Origin of the sequence: Cryobacterium sp. CAN_C2 (assembly GCF_015751745.1) — a bacterium.
Taxonomy (GTDB): domain Bacteria; phylum Actinomycetota; class Actinomycetes; order Actinomycetales; family Microbacteriaceae; genus Cryobacterium.
Genome location: NZ_JADOUX010000001.1, coordinates 184,919 through 204,302, shown reverse-complemented (window position 1 = coordinate 204,302; position 19,384 = coordinate 184,919). Strand labels below are relative to the sequence as shown.

General features: G+C 65.1%; 17 protein-coding genes. 2 read left to right on the top strand and 15 right to left on the bottom strand.

Annotated elements, in window-relative coordinates; genetic code table 11:
- Positions 1-2: 2 nt before the first annotated feature.
- The 6 genes from IWX77_RS00990 to IWX77_RS00965 all read right to left on the bottom strand — a co-directional run bounded on the left by IWX77_RS00990 (position 3) and on the right by IWX77_RS00965 (position 8,307).
- Complete coding sequence (locus IWX77_RS00990) at positions 3-575, bottom strand: YceD family protein (protein WP_297412574.1); 573 nt, start codon at positions 573-575, stop codon at positions 3-5.
- 37 nt (positions 576-612) lie between these two features.
- On the bottom strand, positions 613-3,021 hold the full coding sequence (locus IWX77_RS00985) for a transglutaminase family protein (RefSeq protein ID WP_196842640.1): 2,409 nt from the start codon (positions 3,019-3,021) through the stop codon (positions 613-615).
- Positions 3,014-4,399, bottom strand: a complete 1,386-nt coding sequence (locus tag IWX77_RS00980; RefSeq protein ID WP_196842639.1) for a DUF58 domain-containing protein — start codon at positions 4,397-4,399, stop codon at positions 3,014-3,016. Before IWX77_RS00980 ends, IWX77_RS00985 begins: the two co-directional genes overlap by 8 nt.
- A gap of 2 nt (positions 4,400-4,401) precedes the next feature.
- Positions 4,402-5,511: an AAA family ATPase gene (locus tag IWX77_RS00975; protein WP_196842638.1), complete on the bottom strand. Its 1,110-nt coding sequence runs from the start codon at positions 5,509-5,511 to the stop codon at positions 4,402-4,404.
- Positions 5,508-5,996, bottom strand: a complete 489-nt coding sequence (gene coaD, locus IWX77_RS00970; protein ID WP_196842637.1) for a pantetheine-phosphate adenylyltransferase — start codon at positions 5,994-5,996, stop codon at positions 5,508-5,510. The genes IWX77_RS00975 and coaD overlap by 4 nt, the downstream gene beginning before the upstream one ends.
- A gap of 64 nt (positions 5,997-6,060) precedes the next feature.
- Positions 6,061-8,307: an ATP-dependent DNA helicase RecG gene (locus tag IWX77_RS00965; RefSeq protein WP_196842636.1), complete on the bottom strand. Its 2,247-nt coding sequence runs from the start codon at positions 8,305-8,307 to the stop codon at positions 6,061-6,063.
- 95 nt (positions 8,308-8,402) lie between these two features.
- On the opposite strand from IWX77_RS00965, the gene rsmD reads away from it, so the two are divergent.
- Positions 8,403-8,984, top strand: a complete 582-nt coding sequence (rsmD, locus tag IWX77_RS00960; protein ID WP_196842635.1) for a 16S rRNA (guanine(966)-N(2))-methyltransferase RsmD — start codon at positions 8,403-8,405, stop codon at positions 8,982-8,984.
- Positions 8,985-9,040: 56 nt separating this feature from the next.
- Here the strand turns inward: rsmD and thiL are convergent, their stop codons facing one another.
- Positions 9,041-10,096 carry a thiamine-phosphate kinase gene (thiL, locus tag IWX77_RS00955; protein WP_196842634.1) on the bottom strand — a complete coding sequence of 352 codons (1,056 nt, stop codon included), beginning with the start codon at positions 10,094-10,096 and terminating at the stop codon, positions 9,041-9,043.
- Between the two features lie 24 nt (positions 10,097-10,120).
- On the opposite strand from thiL, the gene IWX77_RS00950 reads away from it, so the two are divergent.
- A complete protein-coding gene (locus IWX77_RS00950; protein ID WP_196842633.1) occupies positions 10,121-10,645 on the top strand; it encodes a DUF3515 family protein in 525 nt (174 codons plus the stop codon).
- A gap of 119 nt (positions 10,646-10,764) precedes the next feature.
- Here the strand turns inward: IWX77_RS00950 and IWX77_RS00945 are convergent, their stop codons facing one another.
- From IWX77_RS00945 to IWX77_RS00910, 8 genes are all read right to left on the bottom strand, one after another.
- The gene (locus IWX77_RS00945; protein WP_196842632.1) at positions 10,765-11,865 is read right to left on the bottom strand and encodes a D-alanine--D-alanine ligase family protein; all 1,101 of its coding nucleotides are present in this window, start codon (positions 11,863-11,865) and stop codon (positions 10,765-10,767) included.
- On the bottom strand, positions 11,762-12,916 hold the full coding sequence (locus tag IWX77_RS00940; protein WP_297412570.1) for an NAD(P)H-dependent glycerol-3-phosphate dehydrogenase: 1,155 nt from the start codon (positions 12,914-12,916) through the stop codon (positions 11,762-11,764). Before IWX77_RS00940 ends, IWX77_RS00945 begins: the two co-directional genes overlap by 104 nt.
- The gene (locus tag IWX77_RS00935) at positions 12,906-13,646 is read right to left on the bottom strand and encodes a lysophospholipid acyltransferase family protein (RefSeq protein WP_297412577.1); all 741 of its coding nucleotides are present in this window, start codon (positions 13,644-13,646) and stop codon (positions 12,906-12,908) included. The genes IWX77_RS00940 and IWX77_RS00935 overlap by 11 nt, the downstream gene beginning before the upstream one ends.
- A gap of 55 nt (positions 13,647-13,701) precedes the next feature.
- The gene (gene murA / locus IWX77_RS00930) at positions 13,702-15,054 is read right to left on the bottom strand and encodes a UDP-N-acetylglucosamine 1-carboxyvinyltransferase (protein WP_297412576.1); all 1,353 of its coding nucleotides are present in this window, start codon (positions 15,052-15,054) and stop codon (positions 13,702-13,704) included.
- Between the two features lie 134 nt (positions 15,055-15,188).
- A complete protein-coding gene (gene leuD / locus IWX77_RS00925) occupies positions 15,189-15,809 on the bottom strand; it encodes a 3-isopropylmalate dehydratase small subunit (RefSeq protein ID WP_196842631.1) in 621 nt (206 codons plus the stop codon).
- A gap of 1 nt (position 15,810) precedes the next feature.
- Positions 15,811-17,271: a 3-isopropylmalate dehydratase large subunit gene (gene leuC, locus IWX77_RS00920; RefSeq protein ID WP_196842630.1), complete on the bottom strand. Its 1,461-nt coding sequence runs from the start codon at positions 17,269-17,271 to the stop codon at positions 15,811-15,813.
- 150 nt (positions 17,272-17,421) lie between these two features.
- The gene (locus IWX77_RS00915) at positions 17,422-18,213 is read right to left on the bottom strand and encodes a PP2C family protein-serine/threonine phosphatase (RefSeq protein ID WP_196842629.1); all 792 of its coding nucleotides are present in this window, start codon (positions 18,211-18,213) and stop codon (positions 17,422-17,424) included.
- A 37-nt stretch (positions 18,214-18,250) separates the two neighbouring features.
- Complete coding sequence (locus IWX77_RS00910; protein WP_196842628.1) at positions 18,251-19,276, bottom strand: TerC/Alx family metal homeostasis membrane protein; 1,026 nt, start codon at positions 19,274-19,276, stop codon at positions 18,251-18,253.
- Between the last annotated feature and the right edge of the window lie 108 nt (positions 19,277-19,384).

Genomic DNA, 19,384 nt, shown 5'->3' with positions numbered 1-19,384 from the left:
GACTACTTCTCTTCTCTGCTGTCGGAAACATAGGTGTCCACACCCATGTCTTTGTCTGTGGAAGCCGCAAACCCCGCAAGCGCTGACCACCGGGGATCGGGCGCATCGTCGGATACGAGTTCAGGTAGTTCGGCAAGCGGCTGCCCGGTCTCACTGTCAAGACCAGGGCAATCCCGCCGACATACTGGTTGGAACGGAAGTGATAACACTACCGCGTCCCGGATCAAAGATTCCAAATCGACATGGTCGTCCAGAATCTCAAACTCGAAGGCCTCCTTCTGAGGATAACCGAAAAGCTCGGCAAACTGAACTCGGACGGGCAGGTCGATGTCCTTGAGGCACCGGCCGCACTCGCCGAGCGCCCGCGCATACACCTCGATACTCACCAGGATTCCCTCGTGCATCGCCTCGAGGCGCAGCTCGGTCGACAGGGTCGACCCGGCTTTCACGGCCACGAGGCCAGCGCCGAGGTCGTCGGGCACCACAATATCGAGGTGGCGTTCGTGCATGGTGCCGGGGCGGTTGATGAGGTCACGCACGTCGACCGTGTACGGCGTCTTCTTGAACTTAGTCACGGTCGTATATTGTACGCGCTCTGCTTGTTCGCGCTGTTCAGGGGGCGAGCGTGCGGGCGCGACGTTCTCCGAGCAGTACCGCACCGAGCGCGGCGAACAGTGAGGTAGGAGCGAACGTGGCTCGCAGACGGATGCCGACGCTCGCGCTGGCGTGCAGCGCTCGCAGTACCAGGGTCAGATCGTCGGCGAGGGTGTCAGCCCGTTTCGGCGACCGGTCGAACCGGGAGCGTTCCAGGGACAGCAGTACCCGGTCGAGCGCTTCCGTCGACTCCGTGTCGAGCCTTCGAAGGCGCTCCAGGCGCATGGTGAATGCTCGCGGAGTTTCGGTGACCGGCACGGGTATGCCGTGGTCGAGACTGGTGTGCTGCAGTTCGATCCAGGCGAGGGCGGCGGCGCCGCCGGCGGAGTGGATGCGGCGCATCCGCGACAAGCGCAGCATCCGCCTGGTAATTCCTGGCAGGAGCAGCACAAGCAGTCCCAGCGCGCTGAATCCGATGATGCCGAGCAGGTTAGTGGACGCCGCGCTTGGGGCTGTGGCACCACGTTCGAGGGCGGAATCGTCGGCCAACCGGTCGACGCTGAGGCCGGGTGCGCTGTTAGCGGCGGCTCCGCCCGGCCCGCTTGTCGGCGTGCCGGCATCCACAGCCTGCTCGAAGTTGGGCACGCTGCCGCGGCCGGGCGTCGGTTCGAATTTCACCCAACCGATGCCGACGAAGTACAGTTCCGGCCAGGCGTGCAGGTCGTGCGAGTCAACGTCGTACTGTCCGAGACCCTGCTGGAAGTCTTGGGATTTGACGCCGGGCAGGTAACCGAGCGACACCCGGGAGGGAATACCGAGGGTGCGTGCCATCGCGGCCATGGTGGCGGCGAAGTGCACGCAGTAGCCGCGCTTTTGCTGGAGGAACACTCCAATCACGTCAACGCCGCCACCGTCGTAACCGTCTTCAACGGGAGCTTCCGTGTCGTACGTGAAGGCACTGCTGCGCAAGTAGTTCTGCACGGCGACCGCGGCGTCATAACCTGACGACGTTCCCTCGGTCACTTGCCGCGCCGTTTGCTCGATTATCGGTGGCGGATTGACGGGCAGTTGCAGGTTGCCGAGAACACTCGCCGGATAGTCCGTGCTCGATCGACGCAGTTGGTCGGCCGTCGGCTTGATCTCCAAGGATGACACGGTGTACGTCTGGCTGAGGGTGTTGCCGGTGGTGCTGGCGATTGCCCGGGTGCGGCTGTCCCAATACCACCGGCCGATCAGCCCCTCGACTTTCGTTGCACGGGCCGGTGCAGGCAGCCAGTGGCTGTTGACGCCGTCGATGACAACCGAGGTCGACGCTTTGAGCGTCTCCACACTGTTATCCAGCCCGAACGGCCTCGCAATATCGTCGACGGTGTTGCGCGTGTCCGCCCCGTCGATGCGTGCCGTCCAGGTCAGCCCAATGACCTGGTCGAGGGTCAACAGGGTGAAATACGGCTGCTCCGTGCCGGTCGAGGTGTAGTGGAAGGCCGGTCCGGCCTTGGGCCGGCGCAGGTCCTGACCAAGATTGATCAGGGGGCTCACTCCGCTGCCGAACAGCAACCCGGCCGGCCCGGCCGTGACCAGGCCGCTGGTCGTAAGTGCCGGAGTGAGTGTGCTCAGAATCAGGGCTCCCACGATTGTGAGGGTTCCGACCAGGACTGCGCCCCCGATCGACCCGGTGCCACGGGGCCGCTGCGTGCGGTAGACACGCGGCGCGCGTACTCCGGCCGGATCACGCGCGGACTCCTGCGCGGACTCCTGCGCGCGGCGCACGTACACGTCAACCCGCAACAGCAGCAGAAAAGCGATGGCAGCCGCCGTGAGCGCGGCAATATCGGCCCCGTCGTCGATGATGAAGCCGGGCGCCAGGAGCGGCACGAGTGCACCCACGGCAGCCAGGGCCGGCCACCGCAGGGTCACGGCGAGCAGGTCCATGGCAATAGCGATCAATCCCGTACCACCGGCCAGTAGAAAGAGAATACCGAGGGTCACTTCGGCCGGCGTGCTCTGTTGAGCGACGGAGGCTCTACCGGCGTCGATCAGGCCGGCGAACGTGTCGACGGTTTGCGGCGTCGGAATGAACCAGAACACTGCGGTTCCACCGCCGAACAGCAGCGTCAGCGTTGCTACCAGCAACGCAATGTTTGCCACCGGAACAAGCGGACGAGGCAGTCCCAAGCGACGAAACACCGCCGAGCCGAGCAGAACTGCGCTGGCAACGGCAGCGCAGACCCACCACCACGCGCTTCCCCGCAGCAGTGGACCGAGTGCAGCACAACAGATGAGCAGCAGGAGCAACAGGCTGACAACGAGTGGCCACACCGCGGCATCTCGTGTGCCACGCCGGCTGTGCGGCAGACGCGGAGGGCGTGCCCGTTGGGACGGGAGAGTGTCCATGCTCAGGGCCGGCTTGGTGGACAGGCTAGTCATGACTGGCGCCTCGCTCCCCACTCAGGTCGTTCCATGTCTCGTCCAGGTCGTCGATCGTCGTGAGCGCCAGAGTGCGCCAGCCGGCGTCCTGTAGGCGTTCTCGGGCGGCGGCAGCGACGGTGCGCTGCACGAACGCGACTGCAGGCTCGCAGTGACGCGCAAGGGCGACCAGATCGTCAACATCCGCGTCGGACACGCTGACGAGCATCGCGAATGTCGGCACCGATACCTGCGCACTGCGCAGCGCGGCACGCATCGGCACTCGGCGCGAGGCGACCAGGCGGGCACCGCGGCTCGGCCACGGCACCGGAACCACGCTCGCGAGGGCCTCCAGAAGTGCGCGGTCGCCGCCGGGTGCACGAAAGGTGGCGGGCACGTCGCCGTGCAGTCCGCCGATGGACTGTTGGCCGTTCGGCATCAGCTGGCTGGCGCCAAGTTCGATGACCTCGAGGCGGTATCCAGCTTCAAGCAGGTGAACACCAACGGATGCCGCCAGCTCAATCTCAAGTTCGAATGCGGCCACGAGGTGCGGGGGAACGTGCCCGGCACCCAGTCCGGCAGCGCCGGCCAGGGTTGTGTCCAGCACGATGCGGGCCTGCGGATTGCTGCGCTGTTCCTCCTGCCGCACCATGATTTCACCGTGCCTGGCCGTGGCCGGCCAGTTCACCCGGCGCAGGGCATCTCCCGGACGGTATTCGCGAGCGATGAGCTCGTCAGAGGTCGGGGTTGCCTGACGAACCAGTTCTCGGATCGCGCCGTCATCACTGGACTGGGCGAGGCCGCGACCGGCAAGGGGCGTCACTCGCGGCGTGACGATCAGGTCGTGGGGCGCTCCCGCAATTCTCTCGCTGCGAGCGAAGCCGAACGGATCCTGGCGCAGCACGCGCAGCGGGCCAACATCGTAGACGCCGCGTTGGCGCGGCACGATGGAGTACTCCAGGCGCACACTGTCGCCAGCGGCGCCGTTGCGGCCCAGGAGCGGCAGGACAGCCGCCGACGGAGCATCAATTCCGGGAGAGGGGGTGTCGGCCCACCAGGCGCCGCCGAGCGGTATCGCCGACAGGTTGCGCGCGTGCAGCGAGACCACAGTCTCACCGCCGACCGACACAATGGGCGGCCGAAAGACGCGCGTAACCTCGACCCGGGCCGGACGGAGCGACACGTACCCGGCCGCAACGAGCGGCGCCATGATCAGCACGCTGGCCACGAACAATACGTCGCGGCTGCTCACCAGCACCGCGTTGGCGAACAACACGACCCCGGCCGCTAGAAAGACCACGCCGCGCAGGGTGAGCCGCGTGGCGAATCGGGCGGCCAACCGCGTAAACCAGTCGGAATTGACCGGTGGCCCCGAACCTCTCACCCCGCGTGCGGCCATGGCTACGACTGTCCGGTGGAACCAACTGGCCGGCTGGGAATGATTCGCACGGGCGGCATCGATACGGGCAGAGCGGATGCCCCGAGGCCGACCGGCACGGGAGTATCGGCCAGAATGCGGCGCACGATGTCGTCGATCAGGGGGCCGCTGTTTTGGTGATGGTGGCCCAGCGCCCGGCTGGTGGGAACCAGCCGATGGCCGAGAACAGCCACGGCGAGCGAGTCGATGTCGTCGGGCAGCACATAGTCGCGACCGTCCAACGCGGCCCGCGCCTTCGCCGCACGAATCAGCTGCAGAGTCGCCCGCGGGCTGGCGCCGAGGCGCAGGTCGCGGTCGTCGCGGGTGGCCCGAACCAGAGTGACCGCGTATTCCTTGACCGCACTGGAGGCGAAGACAGCCCGGGCCGTGAGCATCATGTCACGCAGGGTATCCCCCGACACCACGGCGGAGATCAGTGCCAGCGGGCTGCCGGTGTCGCGCGAGTCGAGCATCGCGAGCTCCGATTTGGAATCGGGATAGCCCATGGAGATGCGGGCCATGAACCGGTCCCGTTGCGCTTCCGGAAGGGCGTAGGTGCCCTCCATCTCGATCGGGTTCTGGGTGGCAATCACGGTGAAGGGCAGGGCGAGCGGGTAGGTGACGCCGTCGACGGTGACCTGGCGTTCCTCCATCGATTCGAGCAGCGCCGACTGGGTTTTCGGGCTTGCCCGGTTGATCTCGTCCCCGATGACGATGTTTGCGAAGACCGGGCCCGGTTTGAACTCGAACCGGCGCTCAGCCTGGTTGAACACCGACACCCCGGTCACGTCGGAGGGCAGCAGGTCGGGGGTGAATTGGATTCGTCCGACGGTGCAGTCAACCGACCGGGCGAGCGCTTTGGCGAGCATGGTCTTGCCGACACCGGGAACATCCTCGATCAACAGGTGGCCCTCGGCCAGCAGAACGGTCAGTGCGATCTTCACGGCCTCACGTTTGCCGTCTATGACCGTCTCGACATTGTGCATGATCGCGCGCCCGGCTTCTTGCAGCTCGCTCAGATCAACGGCGGACTCATCGTCGGCCGACGGAACCGACGCCAGTTCCGCAGAGGAGCGAGTCGGTTTGAGGTTCATACCCGCGAACGCTCCAGGTATTGGGCGACGGCTCGCGGCACGTAGGGCGAAACGTCGCCGCCGAGGCTGGCAACCTGGCGCACCAGCGAGCTGGAGACGTGGGCGTTGGCTGGATCGGGCAGCAGAAAGACAGTCTCGACCGCGGCCAGATTGCGGTTGACGATCGCCATCGGCGTTTCATAGGCCACATCGACCTGCGAGCGGATACCCTTCACGAGCACGCTTGCGCCCACATCCATGCAGTAGTCCACGAGCAAACCCATGCTCCAGCTGGCGACCACGATGTTGGTCGGCAGCCCGGCTTCTTTGATCGCCTGTTCCAGAAGCGACACGCGCTTGCTGATCGGCAACAGGGCCGATTTGTCGGGATTGTGCACCACGAGCACATGGAGCTCGTCGAACAGGCCGGCGGCGCGATCGATCACGTCCAAGTGGCCCAGGGTGACGGGGTCAAATGATCCAGGGACAACGGCGATCCTGCGCATGATCACACCATACTGCCAGAGGCTGACCGGCGCTGCCCGGTGCATCTGCTTCGAATCGTCATAGTCAGCCTTTGTTGAGCCAGGTACGTTCGGATTCGGTCAACCGCCGCGCAATTGCCTCCCGTAGTGCCGGGTTGGTGCGGATGCCCGGATCGCCCGTCACGAGGTGGAAGGCGGCTTGCCGGGCCGCGGCGATAATATCGCCGTCGACCGCCACCCGCAGAAAGCGCAGTTTTGATCCGTCGCCGGATTGCACGTCGCCGAGCACGTTGCCCTCCCGCCGCAGGGCGAGGTCGAGTTCGGCGAGCACGAAACCATCGAGAGTCGCGGCGACGTCGCCGATGCGCTGGCGGGCCGGCGACCCGGCCCGGGAGTTGGTCACGAGCAGGCACAGCCCGGGCACGCCGCCACGCCCGACCCGGCCGCGCAACTGGTGCAGCTGGGAGACACCGAACCGGTCAGCATCGAGCACGACCATAGCCGAGGCATTGGGCACGTCAACACCGACCTCTATGACGGTCGTCGCGACGAGAACGTCGATCTCGCCGGCGGCGAAAGAGCGCATGATGCGATCTTTCTCGTCGCTCGTCATGCGCCCGTGCAGTGCCTCGATGCGGTATCCGGCCAACGGAGCAAATCCGCGCAGCCTCTCGTGCACGGTCTCCACATTGGCGAGCGGAGTCTTCTGATCGTCGGGCAATGGTGCCGTCTCGGCGTCTGACCCTTCTTCAACGTCGAGGGGGGAAATTGCCGGGCACACCACAAAACCCTGCCGTCCGAGAGCGAGTTCCTCGGCAAGCTTGGTCCAGATCCGTTGGAACCAGTTCGGGTGATCGGCCAGCGGCACAACGATGCTGGTGATGCCCTGGCGGCCGGCCGGCAACATGCGGATGATGCTCACGTCGAGGTCGCCAAACACGGTCATGGCGATGGTGCGCGGTATCGGTGTCGCCGTCATGACGAGAACGTGCGGTGGTTCGGCGCCCTTGAGCCGGAGGGTTTCGCGCTGCTCGACGCCGAACCGGTGCTGCTCGTCGATCACGATCAGACCGAGGTCGAAAAAGGCCACCGTGTCACTGAGCAGCGCGTGGGTACCGATCACGATACGCGACTGGCCCGACACGGTGCGCAACAGAGCCTTGCGTTTCTGCGCGACCGGCAGTTTGCCGGTCAGCAGGGTCGGCATGAGTTCGGCCGCGAGATCGGGGCCGAGCAGGGTTGTGATCGACCGCAGGTGTTGCCCGGCCAGCACCTCGGTCGGTGCGAGCAGCGCCGTTTGGCCGCCGCTGTCGGCCACAGCGAGCATGGCCCGCAGCGCGACCACGGTCTTGCCCGATCCGACCTCGCCCTGCAACAGCCGATTCATCGGGCCCGACTGGGACATGTCGGTGGCAATTTCGGCCGCGCAGATCTCCTGGTCGACCGTGAGCACGAACGGCAGCGCCGCGTCAAAGCGTTCGAGGTACCCGCCCGGGGCGGGTACGCGCGGCCGGGTACGGCGCTCGCGCGCACGATTGTGCCGCTGCATGAGGGCACACTGCAACACCCAGGCCTCGGTGAACCGCAGGGTGTCCTGGGCAGCCATCCACTGTTCTTGATCATCGGGGCTGTGAATCCAGCGGATGGCCTGGGTGTGGTCGAGCAGGCTGTGTTCGACCCGCAAATCGTCGGGAACGGGTTCGGGCAGAGTGCCCACGCGCCGGAGCACCTGGTCGATCATGGTCTGCAGGTTCCAGCTGGTCTCCGCGGCCGTTGCCACGTAGATCGGTATGAGCGGCTTCTGTCGGAGCCGCAGGGTCGGGTCTTCGAGTGCCTCCTCTTCTTCACTTTCAAAAGTCTTGTAGGCCGGGTTGGCCAATTGACTCTCGCCCCTGTACATGCGTACTTTGCCCGAGAAACTGCCGCGCAAGCCGGGCCGCAATTGCTTCAGCCGCCATTCTTGGCTGTTTTTGCCGAAAAACGTGAGGGTGAATTCGCCTCCACCGTCGGAGATCACCACCTCGACGATCGTGCCCGGCCGGGAGGACATGCGCTTTTCGTGTACCGAAATGATGTCGGCGATGACGGTGATGTTGGCGCCGGGCGTGATTTGATTCAGGGGCCGGAGTACCTCGCGGTCGGCGTAGTCCCGCGGGTAGTGACTCAGCAGGTCGCTGACGGTCTGCATGGCGAAGGCCTTGTGCAGCGCCGTTGCCTGGGGTGCACTCAGAGCTTTTTTCAAGGGAGTGTCGAGAGTGAGCGGTTCACGTTGGGCCGCTGGCAGAGCAACACCATCGAATTCGGGGCCACTGGCAGCGCTCGAACCGGTCATGATTCCATCGTAAACCGGCGCCGGACATTAGTACTTGCGCGAACAACCCTCGACTCACGGGCGCCGGCAGGGAGGCAGCTAGGCTCTGAAGAGTTATGACACGAATTATTTCTGGTTTTGCCGGCTCCTTGACCCTGGCTGTTCCGAAGTCGGGCACCCGGCCGACCAGTGATCGGGTTCGGGAGGCGATCTTCTCGGCTCTCGACTCTCGGGATGCGCTGCACGGTGTGCGCGTTTTGGACTTGTATGCGGGATCGGGCGCGTTGGGGCTCGAAGCGGCAAGCCGCGGAGCGCGGGTGGTGACGCTCGTCGAGAACAGTTACGGTGCTGCGGCCATGTGCCGCAAGAACGGTGAGGCGGTGCAGCGGTCAGCCCCGAGGGGCACCGAGCTAAAGATTGCCGTGTCATCGCAGGCAGTTCAGTCCTTCTTGGCGGCGACCAAAGACGGCTTCGACGTCGTGTTCATCGACCCGCCCTACGACCTCAGCGAGGTGGAGCTGGGGCACAATTTGAGTGCGCTCGCTCCGCTGCTGGCCGACGACGCACTCGTGGTGCTGGAGCGCAGCTCACGGTCGCCCGAGCCGGAATGGGGCGAGACGCTCGTGCTCGAACGCCGCAGGGATTACGGCGATACGACCGTCTGGTATGCCTCGCCCGCCGGGCAGCCCGAGTCGTAGCTCGGCCGGCCACCCGTGCCGCCCGCCCTGGTTGTGCGGCGGCCGGCCCGGGTGATCTAGCCGGCCGCGCCGTCCCAGCCACGGTAGGGGTCCCAGCCGCCCTGGTCGTGCGGCGCACCATCGACGGTGATCGTTCCGGCCACAACACAAGCGGATGCCGCCACAACCGTACCGAGACGGCGAAAGCCGGGCGGCAGCACGGTGTCGGGCGAAAAGGTGGCGAGCAGGCCGTGGTCTTCGCCTCCCCCGAGGGCAACCTCGATGCGCGCGCCCAGGCACGCGGAGTCGAAATCGATGGCGACACCGCTGGCTCTCGCGATGCGTCCGGCGTCGATGGCGAGCCCGTCGGAGACGTCGAGCATGGCGGTGGCGCCGGCGAGGGCGGCGATCGGGCCGCTCGCTATTGGCGGCACGGGAGTGAGCTGGGCGGCAACCTCGAGCGGGTGCGCGAGCTTGAGCGCGCTGGCCCGCTCAAGGTCGGGTACTCCGTGGCCATCGACGCCCAGGCGGAACAGCAGTTCAAGGCCGATTCCGGCGTCGCCGAGCCGACCGGAGAGCCCCACCGTGTCCCCGGGGCGCGCCCCCGAGCGCAGCACGGGCGCACGGCCTTCCAGGTCGCCGAAGGCCGTCACTGCGATCGTGAGGGCGTCTGAGGCCGACAGGTCGCCCCCTACGACCCCGCAGCCGGGGGCAAGGGCCTCGCAGCAGTCACGCAGCCCGTCGGCGATGCCCTCGAGCACCGACACGGGCGTCGACGGCGGTGCGGCGATCGCCACGACGAGGGCCGTGGGACGAGCGCCCATCGCGGCAACGTCGGAAAGATTGGTTGCCGCGGCCTTCCAGCCGAGGTCGTGCGGTGTCGACCAGGCGAGGCGAAAGTCCGGCCCCTGAATCATCATGTCGGTCGTTACCACGAAGCGTCCGTCGGGCGCTGAAATGACCGCGGCATCGTCGCCGGGGCCGAGGAGTTCGGCCGCAGCCGTGGGCAGTCGGGGAAAGATTCGCTCGAGAACGGCCCCTTCGCTCAGATCGGCGAGAGTTTCGGTAGCCGTGGATGGCGGCGTGGCGGCTGTGAGCGGGGCTGGGCGCGGGGAATCCGCAGCAGTGGTCATGTAATAAACGGTAGCCTGAATACGATGTCTCACCCATTCCTGCTCCTGCGTTCAGCTCCTCTTCGCTCCGTCGCCGTCGTCACCGTGCTCGCGAGTTCACTGGTGCTGGCCGGCTGCGCCGCCGCCGTGCCGCTGAGCCCGGCCGCCGATGCCACCAACGTGGCCTGCGCTGACGTCATCGTGCACCTGCCCTCCACCGTCGCCGACCAGGCGTCACGGGAGACGAACGCCCAGTCCACCGGCGCCTGGGGCGACCCGGCCGCCGTGTTATTGCACTGTGGCGTGACGGTGCCGACGCCCACGACACTGCCGTGCCTGAATATCAACGGGATCGACTGGATCGAAGACGACTCCGACGCCCCGATGTACCGGTACACGACCTACGGTCGAGACCCGGCCATCGAGATCGTCATCGACTCCGAAGCGGTGAGCGGCTCGACGGCGCTCATCGACGTTGCCAACGCGGTTGGCTACGTGCCGGCGACCGGTGCGTGTGTCGGAGCCGAAGACGTGCAACTACCCACCGACGGGCCCACAAACGCCCCGTAGGTATCCTGCCGGCGCTCTCTCAGCGGCGTTCAGCAAGCCGGGTCGCGTCATACGGTGGCGGTCTCGACCAGCGACACCAGCGAGTGGGGATGTTTCGAAAGACCGCCAGCGCGGGCGGGTCAGGAACCGTGCTCAGCGTGGGCGATGGCCACGGCGATGAGCTCGTCGATGAGCTCGGGATAGGTGTAGCCGCTTGCCAGCCAGCAGCTCGGGAACATCGAAATGCTCGTGAACCCGGGCATGGTGTTGATCTCGTTGATCACCCAGCCGGTCGCCGTCAGAAAGAAGTCGACGCGGGCCAGTCCGGCGCCGCCGATCGCCTCGAACGCGGCAATGGCCATTCGTTGCACCTCAGCCAGTTCTGCCGCTGACAGGGGCGCCGGGCAGACCAGGGCGACACCCGGCGCGTCCAGGTACTTCGCGGCAAAGTCGTAGAAGTCGCGTCCGGTCACGACGACCTCGCCGGCCACGGAGGCGCGGGTCGGCTCCCCCGGGCGTCCCTGCAGCACCGCGATCTCGAGCTCCCGGCCGACGAGCCCGGATTCGATCAGCACCTTGCTGTCTTCGGCGAGTCCGACTGCCATGGCCTCGGCCAGCTGATCCGGCGTCGAGACACGACTGACGCCGACGCTCGACCCGGCACGCGCCGGCTTCACAAATGCGGGCACGCCGAGCTGCTCGAGGGCCGCGTAGGCCATGCCGGGGGCCTGCGCCCAATCATCCGCTGTGAGGGTGCGCCACGGCGCAACCGGCAGCGCTGCCTGCTGAAAGACGGTCTTAGCGAAGTGCTTATCCATGCCCAGAGCGGATGCGAGAACCCCCGACCCGACATACGGCAGGCCGAGCAGGTCGAGCATGCCCTGGATGGTGCCGTCCTCGCCGAACGGACCGTGCAGAATTGGAAATATGAGGTCGACCGAGCCGAGTGAACGCTCACCGGACGCGTCGACGACGGTCAGTTCCCGGCTCGACGCGCCCTCCGGCCAGCGCACCCGGGTGCCGTTGTCGGCGACAACGGGCAACGCCGCGGCGTTCAGGGCGAACGTGGCCGGGTCGTTGTCTTCGAGCACGAACGCGCCGTCGCGGGTGATCCCAACCGGGATGACCGTGTACTGCTCAGGGTCGAGGGCTGCCAGGACTCCGCCCGCCGTTGCGCAGCTGATCGAGTGTTCGCTGGAACGCCCTCCAAAGAGAAGCACCACCGTGAGCTTGTCCAACATCGTCAAGTGTCCTTTCGCCCTGCGGTTCGCCGGAATCAGTTGTGAGGTGCGGCGCAATGTCGCGGGGGTTGAGCGTGCCGTCGAGTACCTGGCGAACCTGTTCGACGATCGGCATCTCAACGCCCTTGGCACGGGCCAGTTCGAGAACAGGCTTCACCGACGCGAGGCCTTCGGTGGTTTGCTGCATCTGCTTGACGACGTCGTTGATGCTGTAGCCCTGGCCGAGCAGCCGCCCGGCCGTGTTGTTGCGGGACAGCGGGGATTGACAGGTCGCGATGAGGTCACCGAGGCCGGCCAGGCCGGCCAGCGTCTCGGCGTGGGCGCCGTACGCGACCGCAAAGTCGGTCATTTCGACCAGACCACGGGTGATGATCGAGGCCTTGGTGTTCTCGCCGTAGCCGACCCCGTCGACGATGCCGATGGCGACCGCGATGAGGTTTTTCAGCACGCCGCCAAACTCGGTACCGATGACGTCGGTGTTGACGTACGAACGAAAGTAGCGGTTGGTAGCCAGTTTGGCCACAGCCTGCGCGGTTTCGAGGCTCGCCGAGGAGACGACGGCACCGGTGGGCTGCTCCTTGGCGATTTCGAGCGCGAGGTTCGGCCCGCTGATCACCGCGATGCGATCGGGCTCGATGCGCAGTACTTCTTCGATCACCGTACTCATGCGCATACCGGTGGAGCGTTCGACGCCCTTCATGAGCGAAATGATGATCGCGTTCTCGGCCAGATACGGCTCGACCTGCTTGAGGTTTTCGCGCAACGACTGGCTGGGCACCGAGACGAACACCATTTCGGCGCCGGCCAGGGCCAGATCGAGACGGCTCGTGGCGCGCAGGCCGACCGGCAGGTTCACGCCCGGCAGGTAGTCGCTGTTGCGGCGCGCCTCCGAGATTTCCCGCGCCAATTCGGGGCGGCGAGCCCACAGAACGGCGTCGGCGCCGCCATCCGTCAGAATTTTGGCGAACGTTGTTCCCCAACTCCCCGCCCCGAGAACGGCCACCCGTGTGCCTGGTTGAATCTTGGGCTGCGGGAGGGTTCTATGCTTCAAAACGGCCGGTCTCTTTCTGGTTGTGCTCCGACGGGTTCCAGCGCTGGGCCGGGGCTTTTTCACCGCGCAGTTCTTCGAGCAGCGCCGTAATGGCCACCATCACGACCGCGGTCGCCTCGTTGAGTGTGGCCGTGTCGAGGCTGCGGCCGCGAAACTGGGCGAGGTCGATCGGGTCGCCGATTTTCACGGTGATGGTCTTGCGCGGAAACAGCCTGATCTTCTTGGAATACCGTTCCATCAAATGCTGGGCGCCCCAGTGAGCGGCCGGCACAATCGGAATCCCCTGCTCGAGCGCGATGCGCACGGCGCCGGTCTTGCCGCGCATCGGCCATAGGTCAGGGTCGCGGGTGAGCGACCCCTCCGGGTAGACGACCACGATCTGGCCATTTTCGACGAGGCGCTGGGCGGCCTTGACCGGTTCGCTGCCGCGCACCGATCCGCCGCGCTGTACCGGAATCTGGCCGGACTTGGTCAACACCCAACCGACGACGGGAATCTTGAAAACGGATGCCTTCGCCAGGAACCGAGGCAGCCGCCCCAGCTTCCACGCCACAACGCCCATGACCACGGGGTCGATCTCGCTGTAGTGGTTCGGCGCAAAGACGAACGCACCGCTGCGCGGAAACTTGTGGGCGTCGATGATCTCGTACCGAGCCGCGAGGTTCATCACCGGCAGAATCAGCCCGGCGAGAATCCAGAACGCCGACGGCCGGCTCTTCTCCGAACGGATTCGGATCGGTGACTCGGCGGCGGCTGGCACGTCGTTATTTTCAGGCACGCGCCTATTATCCTTCGAGATCGAAGTCCGCCCCCAAAAGCCGCAACTTGCCGATGAAGTTCTCGTATCCGCGGCTGATGATTCCCACGTTACTGACCGTGGAGGTGCCCTCGGCCGAGAGTGCTGCGATCAGGTGGCTGAAGCCGCCGCGCAGGTCGGGAACGACGATGTCGGCCCCGTGCAGTTTGGTCGGCCCGGTGATGACGGCCGAGTGGTTGAAGTTGCGCTGGCCGAAGCGGCACGGGTGTCCGCCGAGGCATTCGCGGTGAATCTGAATGGTCGCGCCCATTTCAACGAGCGCGTCGACAAAGCCGAAACGCTGCTCGTAGACCGTCTCGTGCACGATCGACGTGCCGTGCGCCTTGGTGAGGGCGATGACAAGCGGCTGCTGCCAGTCCGTCATGAAGCCGGGGTGAACATCCGTTTCGATGATCACGGGCTTGAGGTGGCCGCCGGGGTGATAGAAGCGGATGCCGTCGTCGCAGATGTCGAAAGCGCCACCGACCTTGCGGAAAACGTTGAGGAAGGTGATCATTTCGGGCTGGCGGGCGCCGCCGACAAAGATATCGCCGTCGGTCGCGAGGGCAGCGGCTGCCCAGCTCGCTGCCTCGTTGCGGTCGAACAGCGCACGGTGGTTGTAACCCAGCAGGCGATCGACGCCCTCGATGCGAATCACCCGGTCGGTGTCGACCGTGATGATGGCGCCCATCTTCTGCAGAATATTGATGAGGTCCATGATCTCGGGCTCGATCGCCGCGCCCTTGAGCTCGGTGATGCCGTCAGCCCGCACCGCCGTGAGCAGCACCTGCTCGGTCGCTCCCACGCTCGGGTAGGGCAGCTCGAGCTTGGCGCCCTTGAGTCCGTTCGGCGCCGACATGCGGATGCCATTGGGCTGCTTCTCGACGACCGCGCCGAACTTGCGCAGCACCTCGAGGTGAAAATCGATCGGTCGGTCGCCGATTCGGCAGCCACCGAGGTCGGGAATGAAAGCCTCGCCGAGCCGGTGCAGCAGCGGTCCGCAAAACAGGATGGGGATGCGCGAGGATCCGGCATGGGCGTCAATGGCGGCGAAGTGCGCGCTCTCCACGTCGACCGGATCGAGAATGAGGTCGCCCCGTTCGACACCCTCGGTCACCTTGACGCCGTGCACCTCGAGCAGCCCACGAACGATCCGAACATCACTGATGTTCGGGACGTCCTTGAGCACGCTCGGAGTTTCACCGAGCAGGGCGGCGACCATGGCCTTGGTGACGAGGTTCTTCGCCCCCTTCACCTCGATGCGACCGACCAGCGGAATGCCGCCCCGAATGGTGATTTTATCGGCGGTGAGGCCAACGGATGCGCCGTGGTTCTGTGCGATCCCCCGCTCGATCTTGTCGTCGTGGTTTCGAGCGTCGTTTAAAATCTTCGCCTCTTGATCACGCAGTGCTTCGCTGAGAGTGCTCACAAATTACCTGTCCTGGTGCAAATTAGTGCAGTGCAAATTAATGCGAATTAACGCATGGAGAGTGATTCCGGTGACAGCGCGGGAAGGGTGCGGGGCAGCCACGACTCTCGCGTCGCTTCGAATTCATTGATTCGCGCTTCGTCACGCATCGTCAGCCCAATGTCATCGAGACCTTCGAGCAGCCGCCATCGAGTGTAATCGTCGATTTCAAAATTCACGCTCAGATCGCCGACCCGCACGGTTTTACTCACCAGATCCACGGTCAACTCAACGCCCGGGTCGGACTCGATGAGGTTCCACAGGGTCTCCGCATCCGATTCGCTGATCTGGCCGGCGAGCAACCCCTGCTTGCCGGAGTTGCCACGAAAGATGTCGCCGAACCGGGGGCTGAGCACCACGTCGAAGCCGTAGTCGCGCAGGGCCCAGACGGCGTGTTCACGCGAGGAGCCGATGCCGAAGTCGGCCCCGGCGATGAGCACGCGACCGCCCTGATATTCCTTCTTATTGATGACGAAGTCGGGATCGAGGCGCCAGGCCGCGAATAGGGCGTCTTCAAAACCGGTGCGCGTGACGCGTTTGAGGTGCACGGCGGGGATGATCTGGTCGGTGTCGACGTTGGAACGTCTCAGCGGCACCGCGATGCCGGTGACGGTCGTGAATTTCTGCATGCTAGCGATCTCCATCCTGAACGAGGTCCCACGGGCTGCTGAGCGTGCCGCGAATAGCCGTGGCGGCCGCGACGAGCGGCGACACCAGGTGGGTACGCCCACCCTTGCCCTGGCGTCCTTCAAAGTTGCGGTTGCTGGTTGACGCGCAGCGTTCGCCGGGTTCGAGCTGGTCGGGGTTCATTCCGAGGCACATCGAACAGCCGGCGAAACGCCATTCGGCTCCGAAATCAAGGAAGATCTTGTCGAGCCCCTCGGCTTCAGCCTCGATCCGCACCCGGGCAGAGCCGGGAACGACCATCATGCGCAGTCCCTCGGCCTTGGTCCTGCCTTTGATGATTTCAGCGGCAGCGCGCAGGTCTTCGACCCGGCTGTTGGTGCAGGAGCCGAGGAAGACGGTGTCAACCCGAATTTCCTTCATCGGGGTGCCGGCCATGAGGTCCATGTATTCCAGGGCTCGTTCGGCCGCCGAGCGCTCGTTCGCGTCGATGATGTCGGCGGGGTTCGGCACCGATCCGCTCAGGGACACGCCCTGGCTGGGGTTGGTGCCCCAGGTCACGAACGGTTCGAGCCCGTTCGCGTCGATGATGACTTCGGCGTCGTAGCTGGCGCCCTCATCGGTGGCCAGGGTCTGCCAGTACGCGACGGCGGCGTCCCAGTCGGCGCCGCGCGGCGCGTGCGCGCGACCCTTCAGGTAGTCGTAGGTGGTTTGGTCGGGGGCGACCATGCCGGCGCGGGCACCGGCCTCGATCGACATGTTGCAGACGGTCATGCGCCCCTCCATGGAGAGGGCGCGAATGGCCTCGCCACGGTATTCGAGCACGTAGCCGGCTCCCCCGCCGGTGCCGATCCTGGCGATCACGGCGAGAATGATGTCCTTCGCGGTGACCCCGGTGCGCAACGCGCCATTGACCGTGATGGCCATGGTCTTGAACGGGTTCAGCGGCAGGGTCTGGGTGGCCATGACGTGCTCGACCTCACTCGTGCCGATGCCGAGCGCCATGGCGCCGAATGCGCCGTGGGTCGACGTGTGCGAGTCGCCGCAGACCACGGTGATACCGGGCTGGGTCAGGCCGAGCTGCGGGCCGACGACGTGCACGATGCCCTGCTCGATGTCACCGAGCGAGTGCAGCCGTACACCGTATTCTGCGCAGTTACGACGCAGGGTTTCGATCTGGGTGCGGCTGGTCGGGTCGACGATGGGCTTGTCGATGGCGAGCGTTGGCGTGTTGTGGTCTTCGGTCGCGATGGTCAGATCGGGGCGACGCAGCATTCGGTTGGCCAGGCGCAGACCGTCGAAGGCCTGAGGGCTCGTGACCTCGTGCAGGAGGTGCAGGTCGATGTAGATAAGGTCCGGCGTGCCGTCCTCGCCCTTGGAGACGAGGTGCTTGTCCCAGACTTTCTCGGCCAGCGTGCGCAGGTGGGTGTCGGAGCTAACGTGCGAAGTGGATATTACGTTGGTCATTTTGAGCGTCTTCCTCACGAATCGATGGCAGCCACGCCGAACTCCGCGACGAGGGAGGCCTCAGGACAGGGGCTCGTCGCGGCACAGAAGGAGTCGGCTCAGTACCACGGGTTCAGGGTAACACCTCGCCCGCCCCCGCCTCGCGAACAGTCAGTCGAACGCGGACTCCACGTAGACGACGCTCACGTTGTCATGCCCACCGTGTTCAATGGCTTCATCGACGAGAACGTCCGCGACGCTGCGCCCGGCTGCATCCAAACGGATGTCAATGGCCAGTACCCGCGCGATCGCCGTGTCGTCGAGTTCCTTGGTCAGCCCGTCGGAGCAGATCAGGAACGACTGCTCCCCCAGGGCCGGAAGCAGCCAGACGTCGGCATCGACGAACTCGTCGGCGCCGATGGCCCGGGTGATGACGTTGCGCTCGGGGTGTTTCTCGGCATCCTCGACCGAAATCAGGCCGGCATCGACCATCTCCTGCACGGCGGAATGGTCGACCGACAACTGGGCCAGAACGCCGTCGGTCCAGGTGTAGACGCGGGAATCGCCGACGTTGAAGGCCATCCAGTGGTAGCCGCCGGAATCGCCGGCGTCGACGAAGGCGATGCCGGCGAGGGTCGTGCCCGACACGGCGGTGCCGTAATCGTCGGCAGCACTGAGATCGCGCACGGCGTCGTTCGAGGAGTGGATGGCGTCGAGGATGCGTTCCGGCGTCGACGGCAGGTCGCGAGCGATGTGTTCGTCAAACACGCGCAGCACGGTCTGACTGGCGACCTCACCCTGGGCGTGGCCGCCCATGCCGTCGGCGACGAGAAAGACCGGTGACTGAGCCAGCACACTGTCTTCATTGACCTTGCGCACACTGCCGACATCGGTGCGCGCACTGAAAACGAGGCGAGCGGTGGCGGTGGAAAGTTCGATGGTGCTCTGCTGGTTCAGAGTCATGAGGACACCCCGTTCGCCGACGCCCGGCCGTCAGTCATCATTCCTTAGCGTTAGCCGAAATCTCCTCGGCCAGCGTGTGGCCACGCTTCTCGGCATCGTGGCGCGCTTTGATCAGGCTCGCGATGGTGGCCACTGCCATGCTACCGATGATCACGCCGAGCGAAGTCCAGGTGCCGATTTCCGGGGCCCAGGCCACGCCGTTGCCGCCGTTGATGAAGGGGACCTCGTTCTCGTGCAGGGCGTGCAGCACGAGCTTGACACCGATGAAGCCGAGAATGACCGCGATGCCGTACTTGAGGTATTCGAGGCGTTCGAGCAGCCCGCCGAGCAGAAAGTACAGCTGGCGCAGGCCCATGAGGGCGAAAATGTTGGCCGTGAACACGATGAACGGGCTCGTCGTGATGCCGAAGATCGCCGGAATCGAGTCGAGCGCGAAGATCAGGTCGGTCGTGCCGATCGCAATGAACACGATCAGCATCGGGGTGAAGACCTTTTTTTCGTCGATCAGCGTGCGCACCTTGGAACCGTCGAATTCCGAGGAGATGCGAATGCGACGGCGCAGAAGACGAATGACGCCGTTTTCCTGATCTTCCGTTTCTTCCTCCGAGGAGAACGCCTGCTTGACAGCGGTGTAGAACAGGAACGCGCCGAAGATATAGAAGATCCAGCTATAGCTTTCGATGAGCTGGGCGCCGAGCAGAATAAAGATTCCGCGCAGCACGAGAGCGATGATGATGCCCACCATCAGAACTTCCTGCTGGTATTTTCGCGGCACCGAGAACCGGGCCATGATGATCACAAAGACGAACAGGTTGTCAATGCTCAGGCTGTACTCGGTGAGCCAGCCGGCAAGAAATTGACCGGCGTGTTCGGCGTCGCCGAGCAGCAGCATCAGCAGGGCGAAAATCAGGGCGAGCCCCACATAGAACGCCACCCACAGGCTGGCTTCGCGCATGCTCGGAACGTGCGGGCGCTTATAGACGATGAGCAGGTCGGCGATGAGGATGAGGGTCAAAACGACCAGGGATCCAATTTCGAACCAAAGAGGGAGGGCAACTTCCACGGGGGCCTTTCAAGAGATGACGGGAGTCGGGTGTGACAGAACCCAAAAGTCTTTCCCGCACCGATAGGACCCAACCGGAACCGATCGATACCAGCGCGGCCCGTATTG